This window comes from Nocardia sp. NBC_01499 (genome assembly GCF_045040275.1).
In the GTDB taxonomy this organism is placed as follows: Bacteria; Actinomycetota; Actinomycetes; order Mycobacteriales; family Mycobacteriaceae; genus Nocardia.
The window spans coordinates 5,792,456-5,816,029 of sequence record NZ_CP109426.1 but is presented as its reverse complement, the minus strand read 5'-3'; the positions used below and the strand labels follow the sequence as shown (position 1 = coordinate 5,816,029).

The 23,574-nt window shown below is 67.0% G+C and carries 23 protein-coding genes; 11 read left to right on the top strand and 12 right to left on the bottom strand.

The annotated features are described in order from the left end of the window. Window positions 1-54: 54 nt before the first annotated feature. The 3 genes from OG203_RS26555 to OG203_RS26545 form a co-directional block, all read right to left on the bottom strand. On the bottom strand, window positions 55-825 hold the full coding sequence (locus OG203_RS26555; protein WP_405159981.1) for an ABC transporter permease: 771 nt from the start codon (window positions 823-825) through the stop codon (window positions 55-57). Then, entirely contained in the window at window positions 825-1,802 is a 978-nt protein-coding gene (locus OG203_RS26550) for an ATP-binding cassette domain-containing protein (protein ID WP_405159980.1), read from the bottom strand. Before OG203_RS26550 ends, OG203_RS26555 begins: the two co-directional genes overlap by 1 nt. A 131-nt stretch (window positions 1,803-1,933) precedes the next feature. Next, window positions 1,934-2,449 (bottom strand): EXLDI protein, encoded by a 516-nt coding sequence (locus OG203_RS26545; RefSeq protein WP_405159979.1) that lies wholly within the window; start codon window positions 2,447-2,449, stop codon window positions 1,934-1,936. A 179-nt stretch (window positions 2,450-2,628) separates the two neighbouring features. Between OG203_RS26545 and OG203_RS26540 the strand changes: the two genes are divergently transcribed. The 5 genes from OG203_RS26540 (at window position 2,629) to OG203_RS26520 (ending at window position 8,048) form a co-directional block, all read left to right on the top strand. Continuing rightward, window positions 2,629-3,426 (top strand): MspA family porin, encoded by a 798-nt coding sequence (locus OG203_RS26540; protein WP_405159978.1) that lies wholly within the window; start codon window positions 2,629-2,631, stop codon window positions 3,424-3,426. A 144-nt stretch (window positions 3,427-3,570) separates the two neighbouring features. Next, window positions 3,571-5,256, top strand: a complete 1,686-nt coding sequence (locus OG203_RS26535) for a thiamine pyrophosphate-binding protein (RefSeq protein WP_405159977.1) — start codon at window positions 3,571-3,573, stop codon at window positions 5,254-5,256. Further along, window positions 5,253-5,966: an SRPBCC family protein gene (locus OG203_RS26530; RefSeq protein ID WP_405159976.1), complete on the top strand. Its 714-nt coding sequence runs from the start codon at window positions 5,253-5,255 to the stop codon at window positions 5,964-5,966. The genes OG203_RS26535 and OG203_RS26530 overlap by 4 nt, the downstream gene beginning before the upstream one ends. Window positions 5,967-5,973: 7 nt before the next feature. After that, window positions 5,974-7,017 carry a 3-oxoacyl-ACP synthase III family protein gene (locus tag OG203_RS26525; RefSeq protein WP_405159975.1) on the top strand — a complete coding sequence of 348 codons (1,044 nt, stop codon included), beginning with the start codon at window positions 5,974-5,976 and terminating at the stop codon, window positions 7,015-7,017. Further along, entirely contained in the window at window positions 7,014-8,048 is a 1,035-nt protein-coding gene (locus OG203_RS26520) for an aminotransferase class I/II-fold pyridoxal phosphate-dependent enzyme (RefSeq protein WP_405159974.1), read from the top strand. Before OG203_RS26525 ends, OG203_RS26520 begins: the two co-directional genes overlap by 4 nt. 18 nt (window positions 8,049-8,066) lie before the next feature. Here the strand turns inward: OG203_RS26520 and OG203_RS26515 are convergent, their stop codons facing one another. The 4 genes from OG203_RS26515 to OG203_RS26500 all read right to left on the bottom strand — a co-directional run bounded on the left by OG203_RS26515 (window position 8,067) and on the right by OG203_RS26500 (window position 11,326). Continuing rightward, on the bottom strand, window positions 8,067-9,071 hold the full coding sequence (locus OG203_RS26515) for a bile acid:sodium symporter family protein (RefSeq protein ID WP_405159973.1): 1,005 nt from the start codon (window positions 9,069-9,071) through the stop codon (window positions 8,067-8,069). Window positions 9,072-9,194: 123 nt separating this feature from the next. After that, complete coding sequence (locus OG203_RS26510) at window positions 9,195-9,542, bottom strand: hypothetical protein (RefSeq protein ID WP_405159972.1); 348 nt, start codon at window positions 9,540-9,542, stop codon at window positions 9,195-9,197. After that, window positions 9,539-10,411: a DUF692 domain-containing protein gene (locus OG203_RS26505; RefSeq protein WP_405159971.1), complete on the bottom strand. Its 873-nt coding sequence runs from the start codon at window positions 10,409-10,411 to the stop codon at window positions 9,539-9,541. Before OG203_RS26505 ends, OG203_RS26510 begins: the two co-directional genes overlap by 4 nt. Before the next feature lie 18 nt (window positions 10,412-10,429). Continuing rightward, window positions 10,430-11,326, bottom strand: coding sequence for a TIGR04222 domain-containing membrane protein (locus OG203_RS26500; RefSeq protein WP_405159970.1), 897 nt, complete (start codon window positions 11,324-11,326; stop codon window positions 10,430-10,432). 171 nt (window positions 11,327-11,497) lie between these two features. On the opposite strand from OG203_RS26500, the gene OG203_RS26495 reads away from it, so the two are divergent. Next, on the top strand, window positions 11,498-11,872 hold the full coding sequence (locus OG203_RS26495; protein WP_405159969.1) for a cupin domain-containing protein: 375 nt from the start codon (window positions 11,498-11,500) through the stop codon (window positions 11,870-11,872). 13 nt (window positions 11,873-11,885) lie between these two features. Here the strand turns inward: OG203_RS26495 and OG203_RS26490 are convergent, their stop codons facing one another. Then, window positions 11,886-12,293: an SdpI family protein gene (locus OG203_RS26490; RefSeq protein ID WP_405159968.1), complete on the bottom strand. Its 408-nt coding sequence runs from the start codon at window positions 12,291-12,293 to the stop codon at window positions 11,886-11,888. Between the two features lie 353 nt (window positions 12,294-12,646). Between OG203_RS26490 and leuS the strand changes: the two genes are divergently transcribed. Continuing rightward, the gene (gene leuS, locus OG203_RS26485; protein ID WP_405159967.1) at window positions 12,647-15,493 is read left to right on the top strand and encodes a leucine--tRNA ligase; all 2,847 of its coding nucleotides are present in this window, start codon (window positions 12,647-12,649) and stop codon (window positions 15,491-15,493) included. Between the two features lie 104 nt (window positions 15,494-15,597). Here the strand turns inward: leuS and OG203_RS26480 are convergent, their stop codons facing one another. Both OG203_RS26480 and OG203_RS26475 read right to left on the bottom strand, forming a co-directional pair. After that, window positions 15,598-16,380, bottom strand: coding sequence for a polysaccharide deacetylase family protein (locus OG203_RS26480; protein ID WP_405159966.1), 783 nt, complete (start codon window positions 16,378-16,380; stop codon window positions 15,598-15,600). A 143-nt stretch (window positions 16,381-16,523) separates the two neighbouring features. Continuing rightward, entirely contained in the window at window positions 16,524-17,225 is a 702-nt protein-coding gene (locus tag OG203_RS26475) for an SDR family oxidoreductase (RefSeq protein WP_405159965.1), read from the bottom strand. A gap of 196 nt (window positions 17,226-17,421) precedes the next feature. Here OG203_RS26475 and OG203_RS26470 point away from each other — a divergent pair, with 196 nt between their 5' ends. Beyond that, a complete protein-coding gene (locus OG203_RS26470) occupies window positions 17,422-18,759 on the top strand; it encodes an MGH1-like glycoside hydrolase domain-containing protein (protein WP_405159964.1) in 1,338 nt (445 codons plus the stop codon). A 92-nt stretch (window positions 18,760-18,851) separates the two neighbouring features. Then, window positions 18,852-19,586 carry a glycoside hydrolase family 25 protein gene (locus OG203_RS26465; RefSeq protein ID WP_405159963.1) on the top strand — a complete coding sequence of 245 codons (735 nt, stop codon included), beginning with the start codon at window positions 18,852-18,854 and terminating at the stop codon, window positions 19,584-19,586. Between the two features lie 61 nt (window positions 19,587-19,647). On the opposite strand, the gene OG203_RS26460 is transcribed toward OG203_RS26465, so the two are convergent. Both OG203_RS26460 and OG203_RS26455 read right to left on the bottom strand, forming a co-directional pair. Further along, window positions 19,648-20,451 (bottom strand): hypothetical protein, encoded by an 804-nt coding sequence (locus OG203_RS26460; protein WP_405168012.1) that lies wholly within the window; start codon window positions 20,449-20,451, stop codon window positions 19,648-19,650. 69 nt (window positions 20,452-20,520) lie between these two features. Next, the gene (locus tag OG203_RS26455; protein WP_405159962.1) at window positions 20,521-21,051 is read right to left on the bottom strand and encodes a lipoprotein LpqH; all 531 of its coding nucleotides are present in this window, start codon (window positions 21,049-21,051) and stop codon (window positions 20,521-20,523) included. 145 nt (window positions 21,052-21,196) lie between these two features. On the opposite strand from OG203_RS26455, the gene OG203_RS26450 reads away from it, so the two are divergent. Continuing rightward, complete coding sequence (locus OG203_RS26450; protein WP_405168011.1) at window positions 21,197-22,546, top strand: hypothetical protein; 1,350 nt, start codon at window positions 21,197-21,199, stop codon at window positions 22,544-22,546. Next, a complete protein-coding gene (locus tag OG203_RS26445; protein ID WP_405159961.1) occupies window positions 22,546-23,574 on the top strand; it encodes a hypothetical protein in 1,029 nt (342 codons plus the stop codon). Before OG203_RS26450 ends, OG203_RS26445 begins: the two co-directional genes overlap by 1 nt.

The window sequence follows — 23,574 nt, the reverse complement described above, 5'->3', positions numbered from 1 at the left end:
GATCCCCCGCCGGGATTCGGCGGGGGATCGGTACCCCTCATTGTGCGCGCGTGCTCAGTCGGTCTGGCGACGGAAAATCGAGTTCGCCCAGCAGAATCCGACGATCGTGAGGCCAGCGCACCAGGCGAGCGAGAGGATGCCGTTGTTACCGATCTCGGTGCCCATCAGCAGACCGCGGACGGTCTCGGTGATCGGGGTGAACGGCTGGTACTCGGCGAACTGGCGCAGGCCGACGGGCATGGTGTCGGTGCTGACCAGACCGCTGCCGAGGAAGGGCAACATGATGATCGGGAAGACAATGTTGCTCGCGCCCTCCGGATTCGGCGACAGCAGGCCGAGGGCGACCGCGAGCCAGTTCAGCCCGAAGATCGTGAAGCTGAGCAGCGCGAACGCGGCGACCCATTCGACAATGTCGGCATCTGGACGCCACCCGATGAGCAGCGAGACCGCGGCCATCAGCACGATGCCGCCCATCGCCTGCAGCAGCGCGCCGACCACGTGACCGGTCAGCATCGACGACTGCGTGATGCCCATGGTGCGGAACCGATTCACGATGCCCTTGGACGTGTCGGTCGCGATGGACACCGCCACCGACGCCGTGATGTAGGCCGGAACCATCAGCAGCATGCCGGGCGCGAGATAGTCGATATAGTTTCCGCCGGAAGACTTTTCGAGCGCGCCACCGAAAACGAACTTGAAGATCAGCAGCAGAATCGTCGGCATCACGATGACGCCGACGCTCATGCTCGGATATCGCCTCGCGTGAGTCAGGTTGCGCCGCAACATCGTTGCCGAATCGGCAAGGGCGTAGGACATGGCACTCATCAGACGGTTTCCTTTTCGAAGGTCGGCTGGCCGGTGAGGGTGAGGAAGACATCGTCGAGGTTGGGCGTGTGCACGGCGAGCCCCTCGACCTCGATCTGCTCGTAGTCGAGCCGATCAAGCAGGGCCCGTAGCGATGTCACGCTGCCGTCGCTCGGCACGGCGAGGGTCAGGTCCTCGTCGGCTTCGGCATCGTCGACCACCTGTGCCGCGACTCCCAACGCGGCGGAGGCGGCGAACAACGCGGTACGGTCGGCGAACTGCAACCGGATATGCCCACCGGGAACCAGGCGTTTCAGTTCCGCCGCGGTGCCTTCCGCGACGATCCTGCCGTGGTCGAGCACCGCGATGTGGTCGGCCAGGTAATCGGCCTCCTCCAGGTACTGGGTGGTGAGGAAGGCCGTGACGTTGTAATCGTTGACAAGGCCGCGGATGAGCTCCCAGATGACCCGCCTGCTGCGCGGGTCGAGGCCGGTGGTCGGCTCGTCGAGGAAGATGATGCGCGGATCGCCGACCAGCGTCATCGCCAGGTCCAGGCGCCGGGTCATGCCGCCGGAGTAGGTCGAGGCGGGTTTGTCGGCGGCCTCGATCAGGTCGAAGCGTTCCAGCAGATCCGCTGCCAGCCTTCGGGTTTCGCGCCGCGACAGGTGCTGCAGGTCGCCCATCAGCTGCAGGTTCTCCCGGCCGGTGAGCAGCTCGTCGACCGCGGCGAACTGACCGGTGACCCCGATCGCCTTGCGTACCGCGTCGCGCTCGGCCTCGACATCGTGGCCGCCTACTCGGTTTTCACCGGCATCGGCGTGGATGAGGGTGCTCAGGATCTGCACGGTGGTGGTCTTGCCCGCGCCGTTCGGGCCGAGCAGCGAGTAGATCGTGCCCTCGGGGACGGTGATGTCGATGCCGTCGAGCACCACCTGCTCGCCGAATGATTTGCGCAGGCCGAGTACCGAAATGGCGGGTGCGCGATGGCCGTTGACCATGATGGTCCTTTCAGGGAAGTTCATTAGTGAATGCGCATGAATGCATGACTGATCTACACCGCTCCCGGTGTTCCCGGTGCGGCTTCGCGTGTCGAACAGTTGCTGTTCAGTTGTGCGGAAACGTGATTCGGCTAGATGTCGAGATCCTCGATCTGCGGACGCTTCGCGATGTCGGCAACCCGCTCGTACACCTTGTCCGGCAGTTTGCCTTTCAATTCCTCGATCGAGTCGACGATCTCCAGGATGAAATCACCCCAGTCCTGCTCGCCGACACCGAGCATGCGCCGCCAGTTCTTCAAATCCTTGATCCAGTTGGCGGATTGGGGATATTCGTCCCAGTTGGCGTAGTGCGCGTGCAACACGAACTTGCCTTTGCGACTGCGGAACACCCGGACATGTTCCATCCGATGGTCGTTGACGTCGTTCGTTTCGAAGAGCAGCGCGCCGGAGAACCGGACCTGCCGTACCCCGTTATGACCGACCCGGACAACGACCTCGTCGTACCCTTCTTGCCGACCCTCTTCCAATTCGATGAACCGGCGCAGCGCCGTGGTCACCGCCCCGGAGAGATTGCCGCCAACCAGCTCCTGGGCCCGCTGGAACAGCGGCAGATCGTCATCGGCAACATAGATCGTCTTGTTGGGCATAACACGACTATACGTAGATGTATACGTACACGCAAGCCTGGCGACACCGCCCGGCGAAATGCGGCATTTCGGAATCCAGCTCTTGTAGGTTGCTGGATAGTCACCACTATCCACCCGACCGGTTCCGCGCGGACGGTTCGGTACCGACTGCTGGATGCGGATTGCGAGAAGGTGCGGCTGTGAAGCCTCTGAACGCCCAGCGAAAGCACAGCATCAGAATGGTGCTGGGTAGTTGCCTGCTGTCGCTGGCCTTGCCGATAGCCGTCGCGACGCCCGCGTCGGCCAGGTTCGTCGATCCCGCGACCTTGCCGGTCCACATCGGCCACCAGCTGGTCAAACGCACCCTGGACGGCTACGCGTTCATGATCATCGAGGCGAATACCGCCGCCAACGTCACCCCGCCGCTGGACAACAATCCGTTCAGCAAGGAAGCGTTCCTGTCCGGGATCGGCATCGGCCAGGTCGACGGGCCAAAGAACGGCAAGATAGTCAGCGCGGTGCTGGAGGTCGGCTACGAAATCGGCTACCCGGTGGCGCTGGCGCCCAATGGCATCACCGCCACGCTCAACTCGCCGTCGGTGGCGGTCACCGGAAACGCCAAGCCGAAGATCGCTGGCACCACCTCCTCCGGACAGTCCCAGTCGCAGGGCGAATCCCAGGGCGAATCCCAAAACGGCGGCGGTGCGTCGGAAACCCCGTTGAACTACGAACTCGGCGGCGAGTTCGGCGCGCTGGCCACCGTGCTGCCGTCCCAGCAGACGTCGTTTCAGGTCGGGCACGGCGGCATCGTCGCGACGACCTTGGCGACGGTCGCGCTGACCCAGCCCATGGCCTATGCCGATCTGTCCAACACGCATCTGACCGTCACCGGCGCGTTCGGGACGGTCACCGTGCGGACCTTCGTGAAATTCACCCTGGTAACCCCCGCCGGGCAGACCAGCGAGGTCGTCTACAGCGACCCCATCGAATTGCGGTGAGCGGCGGCTCGCCGACACGCCAGATCGCCGCGCTCTTTGTTCGACGTTGAACCGTCGGTCGCTCCGACCCGTATCACTCCTGTACGCAGAAAGTGATCTCGCGTGTGCCCCGTGCACAGGTGGACACCGCGGGAAGGAGTGCCCATGCAGACCCGGGTCGTTGACTATTTGGTGCAGGCGGTTTCGGCCCTGGGTGTCCGGCACATCTTCGGCGTGGACGGTGCGAACATCGAGGACCTGTACGACGCCATCTTCGACGCGCCGTCCGACGTCACCGGGGTGATCGCCAAGCACGAATTCGGCGCCGCGACCATGGCCGACGGCTACGCGAGATCGACCGGCGGACTCGGCGTCGTCGCCGCGACCTCGGGCGGCGGCGCGATGAATCTCGTTGCCGGACTTGCTGAATCGTATGCTTCGCGAGTACCGGTGCTCGCACTGGTCGGCCAGCCGCCGACTTCCATGGAGGGCAACGGCGCCTTCCAGGACACCAGCGGACATGCGGGCACCATCGACGCTGCCCGCATGTTCGGCGCGATCACCCGGTACTGCGCGCGCGTCGAGCGCGCCGCCGACCTGCCCGATCAGGTGGCGAGGGCGGTCGGCGCCGCCCGGCGCGGCGGACCAGCGGTGCTGCTGCTACCCAAGGATGTGCAGCAGTCGAGCATGGCCGATGCACGCCCGATTCGGTTGCCGACCAAGGTATATCGGCGCGACGAGGCAGGCCTGGTCCGGCTGCGCGCCGCGCTGACCACGGCGCGGCGGACCGGGAAGGTCGTGATCATCGCCGGTGACCAGGTCGCCCGCGACGACGCGCGGGCGGAGTTGGCTCGGCTGGCCGCCGTCCTTGATGCCGCGGTGGGTGTCGCGCCGGACGCCAAGGACACCTACGACAACACTGACACCAGCTTCTGCGGGGTCGCGGGCAGCATGGGGCATCCCGAACTGAGCGCGGCCGTCCGGTCGGCGGCGTTGTGCCTGTTCATCGGCACCCCGATGCCGATCACCGCGAGCACCGGGCTGGCCGAACTGCTCGCGGGCACCGCGGTGGCGAGCATCGGGGTGACACCGCCCTATCTGCCCGCGATTCACGCAACCAGCACCGATCTGGCGCGCACGCTCGGCGAGCTTGCGGACGAATTCGCCGCTGCGACAACGACATCAGAGCGACGCACCGTTACTCCGCTCACCGCCATGCATGTTCCGGAGTCCGCCGGTCCCGGCCTGCGCTACCGGCAACTGGTGGAGACCATCGACGCGGCGCTGCCCGACGGCACCGATGTCTTCGCCGACGCGGGCAATACCGGTGCGGCCGTGGTGCATCACCTGCGGGTGCCGCGCGGCGGCCGGTTCGTCGTCGCGCTGGGGATGGGCGGCATGGGTTACGCGTTCGGCGCTGGCATCGGCTCCGCGTTCGCCCGAGGACATGGACCCGACGGTGTGCGGCGTACCGTCGTGGTGGCAGGTGACGGCGCGTTCTTCATGCACGGCATGGAGATACACACCGCGCTCGAGCACCAGTTGCCGATCACCTTCATCGTGCTCAACAACAACGCCCACGCCATGTGCGTGACCAGGGAACAGTTGTACTACCGGGATCGATACAGCTTCAACCGATTCCGGCCCGCGCACCTCGGCGATGGCATCGGCGCCATGTTCCCCGAGTTGCCCGCCTTCTCGGTGCGCGCACCGGCCGAGCTGGCCGCGACGCTGCGGCACTGCATGGAAACCCAAGGGCCGTCGTTCATTTCGATCGATGTCGACCCGGACGAGGTGCCGCCGTTTCTTCCGTTCTTGACGACCATCGAACAATCCAGGAGTACGAAATGACCGTATTGCGTAGCGATTCCATCAGGGGTGATGGTCGGGCGACGGGCGGAACAACTAGCGCTCTGCCAGCACTCAGCGATATCCCGGCGGAGGCAATGCCGCCCGGCCTGCTGCGTATCGAGAACTCCGACAAGGACGCGACCACCCCGGTCATCATGGACATGCTGCGGTCGGTGTACCCGCACGACCAGATCTTCGGCGAATACTGTCCGGTGCAGGCCTATATCGCCGCGCCGCCGCACGAGGTGTACGAGTACCTGGCCGACACCCGCTCGCTGGAGGAGTGGACCTACAGCCTGCGCGGGTTCGTGCCGACCGAGGAGCCTGGCCTGTGGCTGGCCTACGACCGGCTCGGCGACGAGACCAAGATCTTCACCCGCACCGTCGCGCATCCGGACGGGATGACCGTCGACTACCACTGCGCCTGGGATCAGTCGCAGCATCTGTGGATGATCTATCTGCTGCGCGTCATCGACGCGCAGACGGTGTTCAACAAGCCGGGTTCGGTGGTGCTGTGGGTCAATTGCAAGCACCCGTTCTACGACGAGAACCCCTATCCCGAGACCGCGCCCGCGAACCGCCCGGTGTGGGTCGGCGACTTCTGGGAGATGTTCTCCGCGGGCCACCAGTTGGAGATGGACAACCTCAAGGCGATCTGCGAGTACCGGGCGGCGAACGGCCTGCCCATCAAGCCCGACTGGATGAAATGAGACCCGCATGACCCCCACCAACCCTGACGCCCCCGCATTGCCCTCGGTCAGCCTGGTCGATGTGGCCAGCTACCTGCCTGGGGAGCCGGTCGGCACCGAATACTTCACCCAGTACTCCCGCTCGGACCGGATGGCGAAGAACGTGATGTTCCGGTCGCCCAAGGCTCGACATCACGTCGACCGGGACGAGACCGCGGTGGACATGGTCGAGCGCGCGGTCGCGCCGCTGATCGAACGCCATGGCGCGCAGTTCATTTCGGATATCGACGTACTGATCACGCACACTCAGCTGCCGGACAATCCGGTGATGGGCTGCGGACCCGAGGTGGCCAAGCGGCTCGGCGCGCACCCGGCGTTCGTCTACGACGTGCACAACGGCGGCTGCGCGGCCTTCGTGCACATGATGTCGATCGCCCGAATGGTGTTGCAGACCACCAGCGCGCGCACCGCGCTGATCGTGGCGACGCAGAACTGCGCAGGCCCGGTGTTCACCCAACCCGATATCCGCAAGCTGGCGCAGGCGCCGGTGCCGGGCGACGGCTGCGGAGTGGGGCTGCTCGTCAAGGACGACAGCGCGCCGATCCTCGACATCGAGTGCCGCACCTATCCCGAATTCGCCGGGGACATGGAGTTTTCCACCAACGGCGAGCGCAAGTACTGGGAGCCGGGCGAGGGCCAGGGCTGCGTCAGCTTCACCGAATCGAAGATCACCAAGGTGTTCGCGCGCGGCAACCGGTTGGTGCCGGAGGTCGCGCTCGCGGTCTGCGATCGGATCGGGGTGAAGGGCAGCGATATCGACACCTTCGTCACCAATCAGCCGAACCGGCTGTTCCTGCGCAACTGGCACGACGCGCTCGAGCTGCCCGCCGAACGGCATCCGGACACCTTCGACAGCTGCGGAAACCTGTTCGCCGCTGGCATTCCGGTGACCCTGGATGTGGAGAACCGGGCGGGCAGGCTGCGCAACGGCTCGGTGGTGCTGATGTCGGCGTTCGCGCACGCGGGTGACTTCGCCGGCGCCGCGGCCATCCGGTGGGGCGCGGCGCGATGAGCATCCGCCTCGTCGAGGAGACCACGCCGTCGCAGCGGCGTGGTAGTTCGCCGGTGCAGCCGAGGTTCGATCTGACCCTGAGCGAAAATCCGTTCCCGCCACTGCCTTCGGTGCTTCGTGCGGTGAACAGTGTGCTGGCACAGGCCAATCGCTATCCGGAGTTTCTGCCGCGTCGGCTGCCGAAGTTGATCGCGCACCACCTCGGCCTGCATTCGGATCAGGTGGTGGTCGGCTCCGGCGCGACGGGGGTGGCGATGCAGATCATCCAGTCGCTGATGCGCCCAGGCGCCGGAATGGTCTATGCGACACCGACGTTCGACGGATATCCGATCATGGCCGAGATGGCCGGTGTCGAGGTGGTTCCGGTGCCGCTCGACTCGGCGGGCAACCAGGATCTATGGGCGATGACCAGGGCCATCGACAAGCGGACCGGGCTGGTGGTGGTGTGCCGCCCGCACAATCCGACGGGCACGGTGGTATCGGCCAGCGAGTTGAAGGCGTTTCTCGGCGCTGTGCCAGCACGGGTGCCGGTGATTCTGGACGAGGCCTATGTCGAATTCCTCGGGGCCGCCGAGTACATCGACCCGCTCGCCCTGCTGAGCAAGCATCCGAATCTGCTTGTGCTGCGTACCTTTTCGAAGGCCTACGGGCTGGCCGGGCTACGCATCGGGTACGCCTTCGGCAGGCCGGAGATGATGGCAAGGGTGCGCCGACTGCAATTGCCGTTCGGGGTGAGTTCGGCGGCGGTGGCCGCGGTCTCCGCGTCCTACGCCGCCGAACCCGAACTGGCCATGCGCACCATGCGGATCACCGCCGCGCGGGAGTCGCTGCGCAACGCGTTGCGGCGCTGCGGGATCGCGGTGCCGCTCAGCCACGCCAACTTCCTGTACCTGCCCGGACCGGGAGTGGCTACCGCGCTGCGGCGGGCAGGCATCGCCGCCAAGGCGTATCCCGATGGGAGCGCGCGCATTTCGGTCGGCGACCCGGAGGCCGACCATGCGGTTCTGCAAGCATTGGAGACGCTGCGCTAGGGAACGGATGACCGGTCGCTAAGCGGCGGGCCGCAGTTCGCCCGTTTCGTCCGGCTCCTCCGCCGACTTGGCCCACCGCTGGGCGAGCGCGGCACAGGTGATCAGCTGGATCTGGTGGAACATCATCAGCGGCAGCACGATCAGGCCCACCGGCTGACTCGCGAACAGCACGGTCGCCATGGGCAGGCCGGTGGCCAGACTCTTCTTGGATCCGCAGAACACGATCACGATCCGGTCCGCCCTGGAGAACCCGGCGAACCGGCCGATCAGCATGGTCGCGATGATGACCAACGCGAGGAGCACGCAGCACACGCCGGCCAGCGCGAGGATCCGCCACGGCGAGAGCATGTGCCAGATGCCCTCCACCATGCCCGCGCTGAACGCGCTGTAGACGACGAGCAGGATCGAGCCGCGGTCGACCAGTTTCGTCGGCTCGGCGTAGCGGCTGAGCCAGCCGATGACCTTCGGCCGGATCAGCTGGCCGATGGCGAAGGGCACAAGCAGCTGCAGCACGATATCGCCGATCGAGGAGAAGTCGACGCTGGCCTGGCCGGTGGTGTTCATCAACAGGATGACAAGCAGCGGGGTCACGAAGACACCGAGCAGGTTCGACGCCGTCGCGCTCACGATCGCGCCGGGCACATTGCCCTTCGCGATCGAGGTGAACGCGATCGAGGACTGCACGGTGGACGGCACCAAGCACAGGAACAGCAACCCGGTGTACAGATCGTCGGTGAGCACGCCGGGCACCAGCAACCGCGCCGCCAGCCCGAGCAGCGGAAAGAGCACAAAGGTGCTTGCCAGCACGACGATGTGCAGCCGCCAGTGGGTGAGCCCTGCCAGGGCCTCCTTCGGCGAGAGGCGGGTGCCGTACAGCAGGAATAGCAATGCGATGGCAATCTTCGTCAGCACACCGACTACATCGGCAGCGGTGCCGCGGGCAGGAAAGACGCTGGCCAGGGCAACCGTACCGAGGATCGACAGGATGAAACCGTCGATGTAGAACTTGCTGAGGAATCGCACACCACACGCTAACGCCGAGTGTCTTCCCTTATGGAACCGAAAAGTACGTATTTCGTCACACCATGGGATGTCTAGGCATATCAGATCAAGACGAACGTTCGTCCGGTGATGCGAATAGCCCGGCTATCGGCGTCGGCGTAGAAACGCCATTCGAACTCTAGATGGGGTGCCGCTTGCATATTGCGCAATGCCTGCGTATTCGGCGAAAGCCCTTGCGTCCGAGGCGGTGGACGTCTTCGGCTTGTCCGCGGCCCAAACGATGAAGCGGGCGATGAAGTCGTCACAGGCGTGTGCCAGCAGCGGGCAGCGGCGGGCGACTTCACCGGCGCGCTTGTGGAGCAATGCGCGGGCCGCCGCGGTGACGGCGTCGGTATCGAAGCCGTCCGGGATCTGGCTTCCGGTCACCAAGGCGCGGACCAGCGCCGCCTGACGGTCGGCGAGCGCGTCGGTAGCTCGCTCGGGCGAGTTCATGTGCGGGCCAGTCGTGCGCGTTCGGTGACGGACGGGCGGTGCGCGGCGGCCGCGATGGCATCGAGTTCGTCGAGGAGTTCGGCGGCGGGTGGGTAGTTACCGTCGCGTTCCAGCATGAGCGGGACCGGGTGGCGGTCGGTGAATTCGGTGACGAGGGCAAGGATTTCGGCGGGGACGGGGTCGGTGTGAGTGTCGTGGTAGCGGCCGTCGGATTCGTGGCCGCCCGCGACGTGGCAGTAGGCGACGCGGTCGGTGGGCAGACGCAGGAGTTCGTCGAGGGGGTCGCGGGAGCGGTTGCGGGCGTTGGCGTAGCCGTTGGCTATGTCGAGTAGCAGGTAGACGCCGGTGCGGTCGATGAGTTCGGCCAGAAACTCGGATTCGGTGTATTCATCGTCTGGCCAGTCGAACAGTGCCGCAATGTTTTCCACGGCCAGTGGTACGTCGAGCGCGGCCTGGGTACGGGTGATGTTGCGGGACAAGGCATCCAAGGCGGCTTTGCAGCGGGGCACCGGAAGCAGGTGTCCCGCTTCGATACCCGCTGCCCGGACGAAGGCGATGTGTTCGCTCACCAGTGGCGCTCTCAGCGCTTGGGCGCACGCTGCCAGATGCTCGATCCGGTGCGCATCCACCGGTTCCGCACCGCCCAGCGATAGCGAAACACCATGCGGCACAATGGATATACCGCGCTCTATCAATGCGGCCAGCTCGGCGGGGATGACAACTTCCGGTCGACCGAGCAGTCGCCGACGCACCGGCAGCGACTCCGCGATCACCTCACCGAACCCGAGCCCATCCAGCTCCGCGATCACGCCGCAGATCTCCGGGCGCCAGCCGATGCCGAGCGCCCCATCCGCCAATGGTCCGCTCATCCGCGGTATCCGCCGTGGTCAGCCACCACAGCCACCGCCGCCGCAGCCCCCACCACCGCAGCCACCGCCCCCGCTGTCGCCACCACCGCCACTGTCGCCACCCGAAGCACTGGGCGGTTCAACGGCACTCGCGAGCCCTGGGTCGAGGGACATCAGTGCGGCACCGCCGAATATCGCGGCGGCGAGCGCGGCGCTCTCGGCGCCATAGGTGGCGTAGGCGGGCGAATTGGACGGCCGCAGGTGTGCGTTGCCGCTTGTCGCGTTCGTGCGGGCCAGCCGACCGAGCGGCGTCAGCCGGGGTTTGGCCACCACCAGCCAGTAGCAGAAGCCCTGCACCACGAGGGCAAGGACCAGGAAGGCGACTGGGTTCTGGTTCAGCGTCCCCGCGACGAACCGCACCACACCGACCAGACCGACGATCAGCAGCGGCATCCCGGCATCCCACAGCCGCCGCCGGAAAGTCGCGTCCGGAAAGTAGCCACGCCGGATCATCGAGTCGCGCAGCGGGCCGAGCGCCGCCGCCGACCCCGCGGTCAGCGAGACGACCGTCGGCTTGGCCCCGGCGACGATCCGGTCGTAGATCGACCGCGTGAACGGGTCGAGTCGCCGCGTGTCCTCGGGTTCGAGCGGACGCGCCGGTGCCGCCGCCGAGTCGATCAGGTCCGCGCTGCGCAGTCGGGCCAGCGCGGCAAGCACCGCACGGCGATCGTCGAACAGCATGGCGACCTCTGGCAGCGACAATTCCAGGCCCGGTCGCTCGATCCCACGGGTATCGACGCCGCCACGAGTCACCCGTAACCGCATCCACAATCCGAATAGCACGGCGAGTCCGACGAATGGCCAATACAGCGCCATGAAATCGGGCCCGGATATCCCCCACGTATTGCCTGCGGCGAAAAGGTCGAACGAGTTCATTTCCACCCCGAAAATCAAGCGGTACCGCAACGCCCCAAGTATGTACTGCCGGTACCGAACCCGACAGGGTTCGACCCGAAACGTAACTCGGCCGATTCAATCGACTCGCCATACGAAAGAGCCGGTCGTCAGAGTGCTACGGGTACCGAATCGGAATGGTTCGATGGTCTGGTGACGCGACGTGAGTATCGAGCGAACGCGGCGCCCGCGCGGGGCACGGCGAGCCGCGTGCTGTTGCGCTTCGCGATCGGCCGCCGCGAATTCGTGCTGCGCCAGACGATCATCGAGCCCGGCGGCAGCAGCGGCTGGCACTATCACGACGGCACGCTGCTTGTCGCGGTCACGCGCGGCACTCTCGATCACCCCGGCGCGGACTGCGCACCCGTGACGTATCGCCGCGGTCGTGTCTTCCGCGAGCCGAGCGGCCCGCAGTATCCGCATGTCGCGCGTAACCGCAGTGCGGTACCGGTGCACCTTTGTGTGCTCTACCTCAATCCGCTCGGGAGTCCGCTGTCCCGCGGCGTGCCCGCGCCGAATAACGGCTAGGTCGCAATAGCGGCTAGGTCGCGGGCTGGCAGGCGTCGCGCAGCGAGCAGGCGCCGCAGGCACTGCCGCAGCCGCCGACCTCGGCGGGCGGTGCGATGGCCTCGGCCTTCGCGGCCGCGGCGTTGGCTCCGGCGCCGAGGGTGAACAGGGCGACGATGGCCGCGCCAGCCCCGACGAGCAGCGCGACGATGCCGCTCGCGGCGAGAGCGACGAGACCACCGGCGAACAGCAGCGCCCCGGCCGCCACCGAGGTGGGGGCGGCGATGCGATTCGCGATGCGGAAGGTCTCGTCATCGGAAAGGGCGGCCTCGGTGTGCACCCCGACGAAGCGGTTGCGCGGCAGCTTGCCGATCAGCCCGAGTGCGCCGGTTGCGATGGCCACCAGGGCCAGCACGAACAGGACGAGAGCGACGACGAACACTCACGCAGGCTAGCGCATCGGTGCTGTCCGCCCGCCGGGTGCTCCCCCGCAACTGCTCAGCACCCAGCGTGTCACCATCCCCGGACAGGCGCGTTCCACACCGGGCGGCACCGTGCCGCGGGTGTAGCAACCAAACGCACTGTTGGGACCGCTCAACTGGGAACGACAACCCGCGAGTAACGCGAAGGCGGTGCGGCACAGCCCCATACCGACGGGCGGGTAACTTCGACCGAGGCGCGGACGCGGACGCGCCGACGCAGTCAGCACAGCCCGATTTTCAGTACTGCGGTCCGCACGTTCTACCCTGATAGACGAAGTTTGTCGGGGATCGGCGATCACAAGAAGGCAGGACCGTGCAGGACACTCGTGCAACCGAAAGCGATGTACCGGAGCATCGGTACAACGCGGAGCTCGCGGGCCGCATCGAACGCCGGTGGCAGCAGACGTGGGGCGAGCGCGGGACCTTCCACGCGCCGAATCCGGTCGGTCCACTGGCCGGTGCCACCCCGGCGGACAAGCTGTTCGTGCAGGACATGTTCCCGTACCCGTCCGGTGCCGGTCTGCACGTCGGGCATCCGCTCGGCTACATCGCCACCGATGTTTTCGCCCGCTACCACCGGATGCACGGCCGCAACGTGCTGCACGCGCTCGGCTACGACGCGTTCGGCCTGCCCGCCGAGCAGTACGCGGTGCAGACCGGCGCGCACCCGCGCGACACCACCGAGTCGAACATCGCCACGATGCAGCGCCAGCTCGATCGCCTCGGGTTGGGCCACGACCGGCGGCGTTCGTTCGCGACCACCGATCCGGAGTACTACCGCTGGACCCAGTGGATCTTCCTGCGCATCTACAACGCCTGGTACGACCAGGAGCTGGATCGGGCCCGCCCGATCAACGAACTGGAAGACCAATTCGCCACCGGCGCACGGCCCGCCCCCGACGGCAAGGACTGGGCGAGCATGACCGCCGCCGAGCGCTCGGCGGTGCTCGACTCGTATCGCCTGGTGTACCAGACCGATTCGATGGTCAACTGGTGCCCAGGCCTCGGCACGGTGCTGTCCAACGAAGAGGTCACCGCCGACGGTCGCAGCGAGCGCGGCAACTTCCCGGTGTTCCGTAAGCGGTTGTGGCAGTGGATGATGCGCATCACCGCCTACTCGGACCGACTGGTCGACGATCTCGATCGGCTCGACTGGCCGGAGAACGTGAAGTCCATGCAGCGCAACTGGATCGGGCGCTCGCGTGGCGCGCAGGTCCAGTTCGACGCGAACGGTGCACAGATCGAGGTCTTCACCACCCGTCCCGACACATTGTTCGGCGCGACGTATGTCGTGCTGGCACCCGAGCACGAGCTGGTCGACACGCTGGCCGCGGCCGCGTGGCCCGAGGGCACGGATGCCCGCTGGACCAACGAGGGCGCCGCCACTCCCGCGGATGCCGTTGCGGCCTACCGCAAGTCGATCGCGGCCAAGTCCGATCTCGAGCGCCAGGAGAACAAGGAGAAGTCCGGCGTCTTCCTCGGCAGCTACGCCACCAACCCGGCGAACGGCGAACCGATGCCGATCTTCATCGCCGACTACGTGCTGAGCGGCTATGGCACCGGCGCGATCATGGCGGTGCCAGGTCACGACCAGCGCGACTGGGATTTCGCGACCGCGTTCGGGCTGCCCATCAAGGAGGTCGTCGCTGGCGGCGACCTCAGCGCGGCGGCCTACACCGGCGACGGCGCCGTCGTGAATTCCGGTTACCTGGACGGACTTTCGATCGACGAGGCCAAGGCGACGGTGATCGCCCGGTTGGAGACCGACGGGCACGGCAAGGGCACCATCCAGTACAAGCTGCGCGACTGGCTGTTCGCCAGGCAGCGCTACTGGGGCGAGCCGTTCCCGATCGTCTACGACGAGGACGGCGCGCCGCACGCGCTGCCGGAATCCATGCTGCCGGTGCTGCTTCCGGAGATGGACGACTTCGCGCCGGTGACCTTCGATCCGAACGACGCGAACTCCGAGCCGTCGCCGCCGCTGGCGAAGGCGACCGACTGGGTCAATGTCGAACTGGATCTCGGCGACGGGCCGAAGCGGTACCGGCGCGACACCAACGTCATGCCCAACTGGGCGGGTAGCTCCTGGTACCAGCTGCGCTACGCCGATCCGACCAACTCGGAAGCGTTCTGCGCCAAGGAGAACGAGCAGTACTGGCTCGGCCCGCGCACGGGTGAGCACGGCCCGAACGATCCCGGCGGCGTCGACCTGTACGTCGGCGGTGTCGAACACGCGGTGCTGCACCTGCTGTACGCGCGGTTCTGGCAGAAGGTGCTGTTCGACCTGGGTGACGTGTCCGGGTACGAGCCGTACCGACGGCTGTTCAACCAGGGCTACATCCAGGACTACGCCTACACCGACGAGCGCGACACCTACGTCCCCGCCGCCGAGGTGGTCGAGCGCGACGGCAAGTTCTTCTGGACCGACGCGACCGGCACCGAGATCCGGGTGAACCAGGAGTACGGCAAGATCGGCAAGTCGCTGAAGAACGCCATCTCGCCCGATGAGATGTGCGATCAGTACGGTGCCGACACCTTCCGTTTCTACGAGATGTCGATGGGCCCGCTGGACACCTCACGGCCGTGGGCGACCAAGGACGTTGTCGGCGCACACCGCTTCCTGCAACGGATCTGGCGTCTGGTGGTGGACGAGGGCACCGGCGAACTGCGGGTCACCGAGGCCGCGCCCGCGGCCGAGACGCTGCGCCTGCTGCACAAGACGATCGCGGGTGTCGACGAGGATCTGGCCGCGCTGCGCGACAACACGGCGGGCGCGAAGCTCATCGAGCTGACCAACCACCTCACCAAGACCTACCCCGACGGCGCACCGCGCGCGGTGGTCGAGCCGCTGGTGCTGATGCTTGCGCCGCTGTCCCCGCACATCGCCGAGGAGCTGTGGGAACGCTTGGGCCACACCGCGTCTCTGGCGCACGGCCCGTTCCCGGTTGCCGATCCTGCGCTGCTCGTCGACGAGTCGGTCGAGTACCCGATTCAGGTGAACGGCAAGGTGCGCAGCCGAATTCAGGTTCCGGCGGAGGCCGACAACGCGGCCATCGAGGCGGCCGCGCTTGCCGACGAGAAGATCGCCGCCCTGTTGAACGGTGCCGCACCGCGCAAGCTGATCGTCGTCCCCGGCCGCCTGATCAACATCGTCGCCTGATCCCATCGACGCGAGTCAAATGGTCGCTACTCGAGATCAACTAGCAACCATTTGACTCGCCTCAACCAACTGCTGGCCCAGCGCGGGCGTCGGGGGGAGGTGTGTCAGCGCGGGGGGAGTAGGACGTCGTTGAGGGTGACCATGGAGAGGTTGCGCTCCTTGATGATGTCGACCAGCTGGCCGTAGCAGTGGGTGACGGCGGGGGCGTTGGCGTGGCCGATGATGATGGTCTGCGGGTGGAAGTACTTGTGCGCGCACTCGATCAGGTACTCCTCGGTGATCACACCGGAGTCCGACAGCGAGCCGTACCACATCACCGGCACCGTGTAGCCGAGGTCGGCGGCGATCTTGTCGACCGTCGCGTTGTGCCTGCCGAACGGCGGCCGGTAGTACGGTCCGCCGTCCACGCCGAAGTTGTTCTGCAGGTAGGTCTTCGCGCGCTGCAGCTGAGAGGTGACCTCGCCGGTGGACAGCTTGGTCAGGTCGGGGTGATCCCAGGTGTGGTTGCCGAGCTGGATCTGGCCCGAATCGACCAAGGGCCGCAACGCGTCTCGGTGGATCGCCCACGAGTCGTAGTAGGCGGTCACGAAGAAGGTGAACCGCGCGCCGGTGTCCTTGGCGAACTTGATGTAGGCGCCGACGACCTCGGCGCTGGCGCCGTCATCGACGGTCAACGCCATGCTGGTGCCAGGACCGGGCAGCGCGGTGATGGTCGCGGCGGGAATCGGTGTCTTCGGGCCACCGGGCGGCGGCGGGAGCAGCGGCGGCTTCGGCGGCGCCGGCGGCGCGAGCGGTCCGTCACCGGCCGACCCGCTGTTGATCGGATCCCCCTCCGCGACCGCGCAACCGGCCAGCACGGCAGCCGTACCCGCTGCGAGCATTAACATCCGACGTCTATCCACTGCTTGAACCCTTGCTCTGGTCGAACCAACCGCCGCCCGCTCCCCGGCGGACGGCACAAACAGCGCCAGGCTACCGGCCGAATCTGTCCACCACCTGAACCGCTGATCACACCGGAACGACGGGGCCCCTAGCTCGACGCGGGACGAAGCACGATTTCCGTCGGATGCCCGTCACGCGGCGTCTCGACCGCGTTGCGCACCGCACCGGCGACCGTCTCCGCGCGCAGGAACTGCTCCGGCCGGTATTCGCGCCCCTCGTGCGCGATGATCTCGCGCTGCATGTCGGTGTCGATGCGGCCGGGATGAATCGAGGTCACCCGCAGCGACGGCTCCTCGAGTCGCAGCGCGTCGGCGAAGGCACGCAGCCCGAACTTGCTCGCGGCATACGAGGCCCAGCCCGCGTTCGCGCGCAGCCCGGCACCCGAATTGATCAGCACCACATGGCCGTCCGCCGCGCGCAGCGCGGGCAGCAGCAGCCTGGTCAGCTCGACGACGGCGATCAGGTTGGCCTCCAACGTGTTTCGCCACTGGTCGACCGTCGATTCGGCGATCGAGGCCAGATCCGCGGTTCCGGCGTTGTGCACGAGCACGTCCAGCCGCCGGATCGGCTCGGTCGCGGCGGCCACCGCCGGATAGTCGGTCAGCTCGACCGGCCAGGCGGTCGCGTCGGGCAGTTCCTTGCGGATATCGTGCAGCGCGTCGGCGGATCTGGCGCCGAGCAGCAGATCGTGCGTCGGCGCGAGCTCACGGGCGATGGCGGCGCCGAGGCCGCGGCTGGCGCCGGTGATCAGTGCGGTCGGCTTCGGGGAGCTGGTCACGGCATTGGTCATGCGCCCCACCGTAATAGCCCGCGAAAAACCCGCGATGCACGCGTACATCGATGCGAAAATCTCGAGCAGCGTATTACGGACGGGGCATTCGACAGTGAGAACCGACGAGCACCAGCGGCCCACCGGCAGGTGGGACGATGCCGAGTCGGACACCGCTGAGCGGGCGTACTTACCGGTGGCATCGCAGAATAGGGGGATGGCACACCCGGGTTTCACCCCAACACAGCTCGCGGCCCGCGCCGCCTACCTGCTGCGTGGCAACGACCTGGGCACGATGACCAGTGCCGCGCCAAGGCTGTATCCGCACATGTGGAGCTGGGATGCCGCGTTCGTCGCGGTCGGGCTCGCCCCGCTGAGCGTGGAACGCGCCGTGATCGAGCTGGACACGCTGCTCTCCGCGCAGTGGAAGAACGGCATGATCCCGCACATCGTCTTCGCCAACGGGGTCGACGGCTACTTTCCCGGTCCGTCCCGCTGGGAGTGCCGCAAGCTGGCCGCCAACGCGCCCGACGGCCCGGACACCTCGGGCATCACCCAGCCGCCCGTGCACGCCATCGCCGTGCAGCGCATTCTCGATCACTCCCGGCGGCACGGCCGCAGCACCCGCGCGGTCGCCGAGGAATTCCTGAACCGCCGCTGGCCGGACCTGGTGCGCTGGCATCGCTGGCTCGCACACGCCCGCGACCCCAAGGAAACCGGCCGGATCACGCTGTATCACGGCTGGGAATCCGGCATGGACAACTCGCCGCGCTGGGACCGCGCCTACGACAATGTGATCCCCGGCGACCTGCCGCCCTACCACCGCGAGGACGTGCGGGTGGTCGCCGATCCGACGCAACGGCCGAGCGATCGCGAGTACGACCGCTATCTGTGGCTGGTCGAGCAGATGCGCCGGGCCGGCTATGACGACTACCAGCTGGCCTCGACGATGAGCTTCGCCGTCGAGGACGTGTTCGTCACCGGGATCTTCGCGCTGGCCTGCGAGGTGCTGGCGAATATCGGCGAGGAGTACAAGCAGCCGCTCGCCGATGTCCGCGATCTGTACGCGTGGGCCGACCGCTTCCGTGCTGGCGTTGTCGCGACCACCGATGCCCGTACCGGCGCGGCCAGGGACTTCGATGTGCGCTTGCAGCGCTGGATCGGCACCGAGACGCTGTCGATGTTCGCGCCGCTGCTGTGCGGCGGGCTGCCGCGCGACGCCGAACGCAGCCTGCTGCGCACGTTCGAGGGTCCGCGCTTCTGCGGGCATCCCGATCTGCGCTACGCGTTGCCGCCGTCGACCTCGCCGGTCTCGCGGGACTTCCGTTCGCGTGAGTATTGGCGCGGCCCGGTGTGGCCGGTGATGAGCTGGCTGTTCTCCTGGGTGTTCGCCAGGCGCGGGTGGGCCGAGCGCTCGTTCATGCTGCGTGCCGAGGGCCTGCGCCAGGCCAGCGACGGCAGTTTCGCCGAGTACTACGAGCCGTTCACTGGGGAACCGCTCGGCAGCATGCAGCAGTCGTGGACGGCGGCTTCGGTGCTCGATTGGCTCGGCTGACTGCGGTCAGCACGACGTTTCGGTAAACATTGCGCAACTGCACCTTCTGCAACATTGGTCACAGCTAGATCAAATAGCTATCGTCGAACACCATGGACACCTCTCGATGGAGCTCGACCATCCGTCGCCGCGGCACGGCGCTATCTCTGATCGCCCTCTCAGGCATCCTCACGGCTACCATTTCCGCGAGCGCGGGGGCCACGCCGACGGGCCCGGACGTCTCGTCCTGGCAGCACATCGACGGCCGACTGATCGACTGGTTCGCGGTGAAACGCTCCGGTCACAGCTTCGCCATGGTCAAGGCCACCGAGGGCGTGAGCTATATCAACCCGTACTTCGTCGCGGACAGCCTGCTGATGCGGGCCGCTGGCGTCGCGCGCGGGACCTATCACTACGCAAGGCCGAATCTGGCGCCGGAACCGCAGGCCGCGATGTACGCCGCGGTGGTGCTCGGCCAGAACGGCGCGCTGGATCTGCCGCCGGTGCTCGATCTGGAGACCACGGGCGGGCTGCCGCCCGCCGCGCTGATCGATTGGACGCGGCGGTATCTGAACTCGGTGCAGGCGCTGACCGGGCGGACCCCGGTCGTCTACACATATCCGAACTTCTGGCGCACGGCGATGGCCGACACCAACGAGTTCACCCGATACCCGCTGTGGATCGCCGACTATCGCGGCAACGACGCACCCGAGGTGCCAGGCGGCTGGTCGACCTGGACGTTCTGGCAGACCACCGACAGCGGTGGCATCGACGGCATCGCGGGAAACACCGATTTGAACGTATACAGCGGCGCCCAAGGCGATTTCGCGCGGTTCGCCAATATGTAGTGCGCACAGCCGAATGCCGCGTTGTTCGAGAATCTCGAATCAACGCGGCACTCGTTGGGGGCTAAGCATTCACCGCAAGCGCGATAACGACCTCTTGCTCGTTCTCGGGCAGGTAGTGCACCCGCAGGATGCGGCCGACCTGCACCTGTCCGACCGTGCTCGGCGCGAGGAACTTCTCCACGCGGGTGCTGAAGGAGGACCCGTCCGGCCGGGTGACGACCAGGCCGAGTTCGATCTTGGAGTGCCCGTCACGGATCTCGCCGGGCACCGAAAGTGACTGCACCACAGCCTGAGTGGCAATGCCGCGTTCGGCGATGTCGAGCTTGTGCCTGGTCGTGATGCCCTTGCGGATCATCGACTCGTTCATGGCCCGCTGCGCCATGGCCTGGTCGCCGGACATGTCGACCTCGACCTTGTCGGTCCGGTCGGGCAGGTAGCGCACCGGGAGCACGACGCCCGGCCGCAACAGCGCCAATTCGGTAAGTGGCACAATCATTTTCGCGATGGCGGTGAAGTTCTTTCCGTCCGCGCCTTCGACACTGAATTCGACGCGCACCTGCGGTTGGTCGTTGACGGTCAATCCGGTTTGCGTGAACGATTCGATGGTGCCGAGCCCGACCAGGCCCTCCCGGAAAGCGGCGCTGTTGCGGCCGGTGAAGGCCGCGACAATGCCTTCGCCGGTGAACGCGAAGACAATGGGGACAACGGTTATCGCGACGATCGGCAGTGCCATCTGCCAGCCGAGCCAGCCAAGTCCGGCGGGCTCGAATTCGTCGGTGCTGACGTAGGTGAGGCCGTGAAAGACGTAGTAGCCGATGGCCAATGCGGCTGATACGGCGGTGATCCAGCGGATGGATTTCATGATGTTCCTCGATGATTCGAAGTCGGGCGTTGTCGGCCCGCTCGAGCGGAACTCGAGCGGGCCGCGGACGGTTCAGCCGCCGACGACGGTCGAGCAGGCGAAGGTGACGTCGAACTTGGACGTCTTCGGACCGGCCAGCGGGTTGGTCAGGTCGGCGCTGACGCCCTCGCCGGTGACCTTGTAGGTGTTGCCGTCCTTGCTGAGCGTGGCCGAGCCGCCGGGCATTCCGTTGCCGAAGCCGATCGCGTACGGCTGGCCCGCGTCGCCGCCCTTGGTGCCCGCGATGCCGACCGCCTGCACGGTGTCGGTGCCGGTGACGGTGGCGCTCACCGAGAGGTTGCCGTAGCCGGCGTTGGCGGTGTCGGTCAGCGCGAGGGCCAGGGTGCCGCCCTGCTTGGCGCAGGTGGTGGTGAACTTCGCGTCGAACGCCTTGCCGTCGACCGATGCGGTCGACTTGCCGGACGGCGCCGGGCCGGCCTGGGTGGCGGGGGCGGCCGAGGACTTGGCCGGGGTGCTGCTCGCGTTGTCGCTGCAACCGGTGACGAAGAACGCGGCAGCGGCGGCGGAAGCGACGAGGGCCGCGGTGACGGACTTGGTGTTCATGGTTTCTCCTGAGTTCGTGCAGCCCAAGCTGTTCGGGCCGATACGAGAAACCTAGGAACGGTTCGTGTCCTACCGATCCCAGGTTTTGCCGGGGTCGAATCGGACAAAAGTCCGTTAACCTGGTCGAATGCGACGACCGCGCGCCATGGTGCTCGACGAGGTGTGGCGCAAGCTCGACGGCGTCGAACCGCTCAGCGGGCCGCACGGCGGGCCGTTGCGCCGCACGGTGAAGCTGATTCTCGATCCGCTGGTGATCCGGCCGGTGCAGCATCCGGCGTGCGCGGGGCCGATCGTGACGGCCGACGGCGCGGTACTGCTCGCCGCGCGGGTGCATGCCGCGGCGGATGTGCTGCGCGCGACGGCGGCGTGGTTCACCGTGCTCAAGCAGGTGCGGCGGGCGCTGCGGATCACCGAGGGGCATCCGCAGGATCTGTACTTCCAGCGCTGTTTCGAGCTGGCGACGACGTCGGGTATGCCGGATCCGTTGCGGGACAGGGCGATAGCCGAGGCGACGTTGCGTGATGTGCACGAGTACGCGGCGGGCCGTACTACCCAGGCGTTGAAGGAGTATGTCGCCGAACGGACGCCGGAGCTTGCGGGGCTGGTTGAAGTCGCGTGGCGACGACGGCCATTGACCGGTCCGGCGGGTGGCGACCATACCGGCGCGTTCGCCGAACTGCTCGACGCCTGTGCCGCGGCCCGGCTCGAGCAGAGTCGGGACAACGGGCAGGCGACACTGGACGCGCTGGTCGGTACTCATGCGGGGACGCATGTCGGGATACGACTCTGGCAGGCCGAATCCGGTTATTCCGCGCAGGAACTCGGGCTCACGGCGCAACCCCTGCCGGAGCCGCCCGCCGTCGGCGCGTCGGCCTCGAAGTCAACGCTGGGGCTGCCGTTCGACCGCACCGTGTACGAGCGGGTGTTCACGGCGTTGCAGGCGTCGAGCGAACGTGCTGAGCTGCCGCTGATTCCGGAGTTGGTAACCATCGAGATCGCCCGAAGTTGTTCGCCATGGTCACTTTTGGACGAGACGCTGCGGGTGACGGCGACGGCGGGCGTCGCACTCGCCACCGGACTCGCGCCGATCGGGACGGCGGTTCGGCGGCAACGCGCAGGCGTCGATGTGGCACATTTGGGCGCTGACGCGCAGACTACCGCGCATCGAGTTATCAACGGCCGCTGGCAGCGTGAGGCCTACGTGTTGCAGGCACGGCGGCTGGTGGTGCGCGCCGACACCGAGACGCCGCCGATCGGACCGCTTGCCGTTATCGCCGCGGAGTTGTGCACACCGTGGCGGCCGTACCTGCGGCGGCTGTGGGTTCGCCTGCACGGGCGCGATGTTCGTGAGTTCGCGGTGGACCACCCTGATGAACTGTGGGATCTGCTCGACGGTGTGGCGCGCTCGGTCATCCTCGATCACCGGACGCGGGTCAAACAGGCGCTGAGTGTGGGTGCGGCCGAATCGGATTCGACGGAATCGAGGGCGAGCTGATGAACGGCACGGTGCGGATTCGGCGGGCGGCCGACGGGCTCTTGGTCATCGCGCCCGACGGTGCGCCGACCGTCCTCGACGGCGCGGCGGAGATCGACGTGCTTGTGCTCGAGGCAGCGGGCGGGCATCTGACATGGAGTCTGCTTGCCGGACAATCGCTTCCGGCCGCCGTGATCGATGACATGCGGGTTGCACAGGACTGGCTGTGGGCCGTCTTCGGCGAGGAGGTCGCGTTGGCGGTCGACGCGGGCGAGACCGGCGAGCTGACCGCCGCGCCCGGCTTGCCGGAGCTGGTCACGAGCGCACGGCGACTCGGGTACGCGCACTGGGCCGCGCGCTGGTGGCCCGCATCGACCATCGATGGCATCGCGCCGCTGGACGAACGCCTGCTGCTCGACGACATCGCGACGCTGTCCGAGGCGTGCGAGATGATCGTCGACGGCGCGGACGAGCCGTTCGAGGTGGCGGAATCGCCAACCGGCCGGGTACCGGAAGCGCGCGGCCGCGCGGAGGAATACGCCCTCGCGGCAGGTCCGGCCGCCGCCGCCGCACCCGGCGCCTTGGTGCTGGCCAGGGGCACCGGTGGCTGGGACTGGCGCCGCTGCCCACCCAAGCTGCTCGATGCGTCGGAGCAGGCTGTGTCATGGGAAGTGGTGCGCCAGGGCGGAACTACGACAGTCTCGGTGCGTGCGGTCGCCGCGCCGCAGAGCCACTTTCCGTCGTACCTGCATCCCCACGTGCTGGTCCGCACGACCGCAGGCACCGCCGACGCGGCACTGACACTGGCCGGTGACATGTGGACTACCGAGGTGCCCGCTCCCGAGGGCGCGGAATCCACAGTGACCGTTGCGATCTACGTGCCTGGTGTCGGCCCGGACAGCTCGGAGCACGGCGGCCCCTCGGTTCGTCAACGGGTGCGCGACCTCGCGGTCCGGCGACTGCGCCGTGCGGCCGACCCGTCCGACGAGGCCGGTGACGCACCGCTGCTCGCCGAAATCGACGCCGCCGCTTCGGATTCGGACTTCTGA

Coding starts and splice junctions, on each gene's coding strand:
- OG203_RS26470 (WP_405159964.1), top strand. CDS start 17,422: ATGGCACACCCGGGTTTCACCCCAACACAGCTCGCGGCCCGCGCCGCC.
- OG203_RS26445 (WP_405159961.1), top strand. CDS start 22,546: ATGAACGGCACGGTGCGGATTCGGCGGGCGGCCGACGGGCTCTTGGTC.
- OG203_RS26475 (WP_405159965.1), bottom strand. CDS start 17,225: ATGACCAATGCCGTGACCAGCTCCCCGAAGCCGACCGCACTGATCACC.
- OG203_RS26510 (WP_405159972.1), bottom strand. CDS start 9,542: ATGAACTCGCCCGAGCGAGCTACCGACGCGCTCGCCGACCGTCAGGCG.
- OG203_RS26535 (WP_405159977.1), top strand. CDS start 3,571: ATGCAGACCCGGGTCGTTGACTATTTGGTGCAGGCGGTTTCGGCCCTG.
- OG203_RS26550 (WP_405159980.1), bottom strand. CDS start 1,802: ATGGTCAACGGCCATCGCGCACCCGCCATTTCGGTACTCGGCCTGCGC.
- OG203_RS26500 (WP_405159970.1), bottom strand. CDS start 11,326: ATGAACTCGTTCGACCTTTTCGCCGCAGGCAATACGTGGGGGATATCC.
- OG203_RS26555 (WP_405159981.1), bottom strand. CDS start 825: ATGAGTGCCATGTCCTACGCCCTTGCCGATTCGGCAACGATGTTGCGG.
- OG203_RS26480 (WP_405159966.1), bottom strand. CDS start 16,380: ATGTTAATGCTCGCAGCGGGTACGGCTGCCGTGCTGGCCGGTTGCGCG.
- OG203_RS26525 (WP_405159975.1), top strand. CDS start 5,974: ATGACCCCCACCAACCCTGACGCCCCCGCATTGCCCTCGGTCAGCCTG.
- OG203_RS26465 (WP_405159963.1), top strand. CDS start 18,852: ATGGACACCTCTCGATGGAGCTCGACCATCCGTCGCCGCGGCACGGCG.
- OG203_RS26520 (WP_405159974.1), top strand. CDS start 7,014: ATGAGCATCCGCCTCGTCGAGGAGACCACGCCGTCGCAGCGGCGTGGT.
- OG203_RS26545 (WP_405159979.1), bottom strand. CDS start 2,449: ATGCCCAACAAGACGATCTATGTTGCCGATGACGATCTGCCGCTGTTC.
- OG203_RS26530 (WP_405159976.1), top strand. CDS start 5,253: ATGACCGTATTGCGTAGCGATTCCATCAGGGGTGATGGTCGGGCGACG.
- OG203_RS26505 (WP_405159971.1), bottom strand. CDS start 10,411: ATGAGCGGACCATTGGCGGATGGGGCGCTCGGCATCGGCTGGCGCCCG.
- OG203_RS26450 (WP_405168011.1), top strand. CDS start 21,197: ATGGTGCTCGACGAGGTGTGGCGCAAGCTCGACGGCGTCGAACCGCTC.
- OG203_RS26455 (WP_405159962.1), bottom strand. CDS start 21,051: ATGAACACCAAGTCCGTCACCGCGGCCCTCGTCGCTTCCGCCGCCGCT.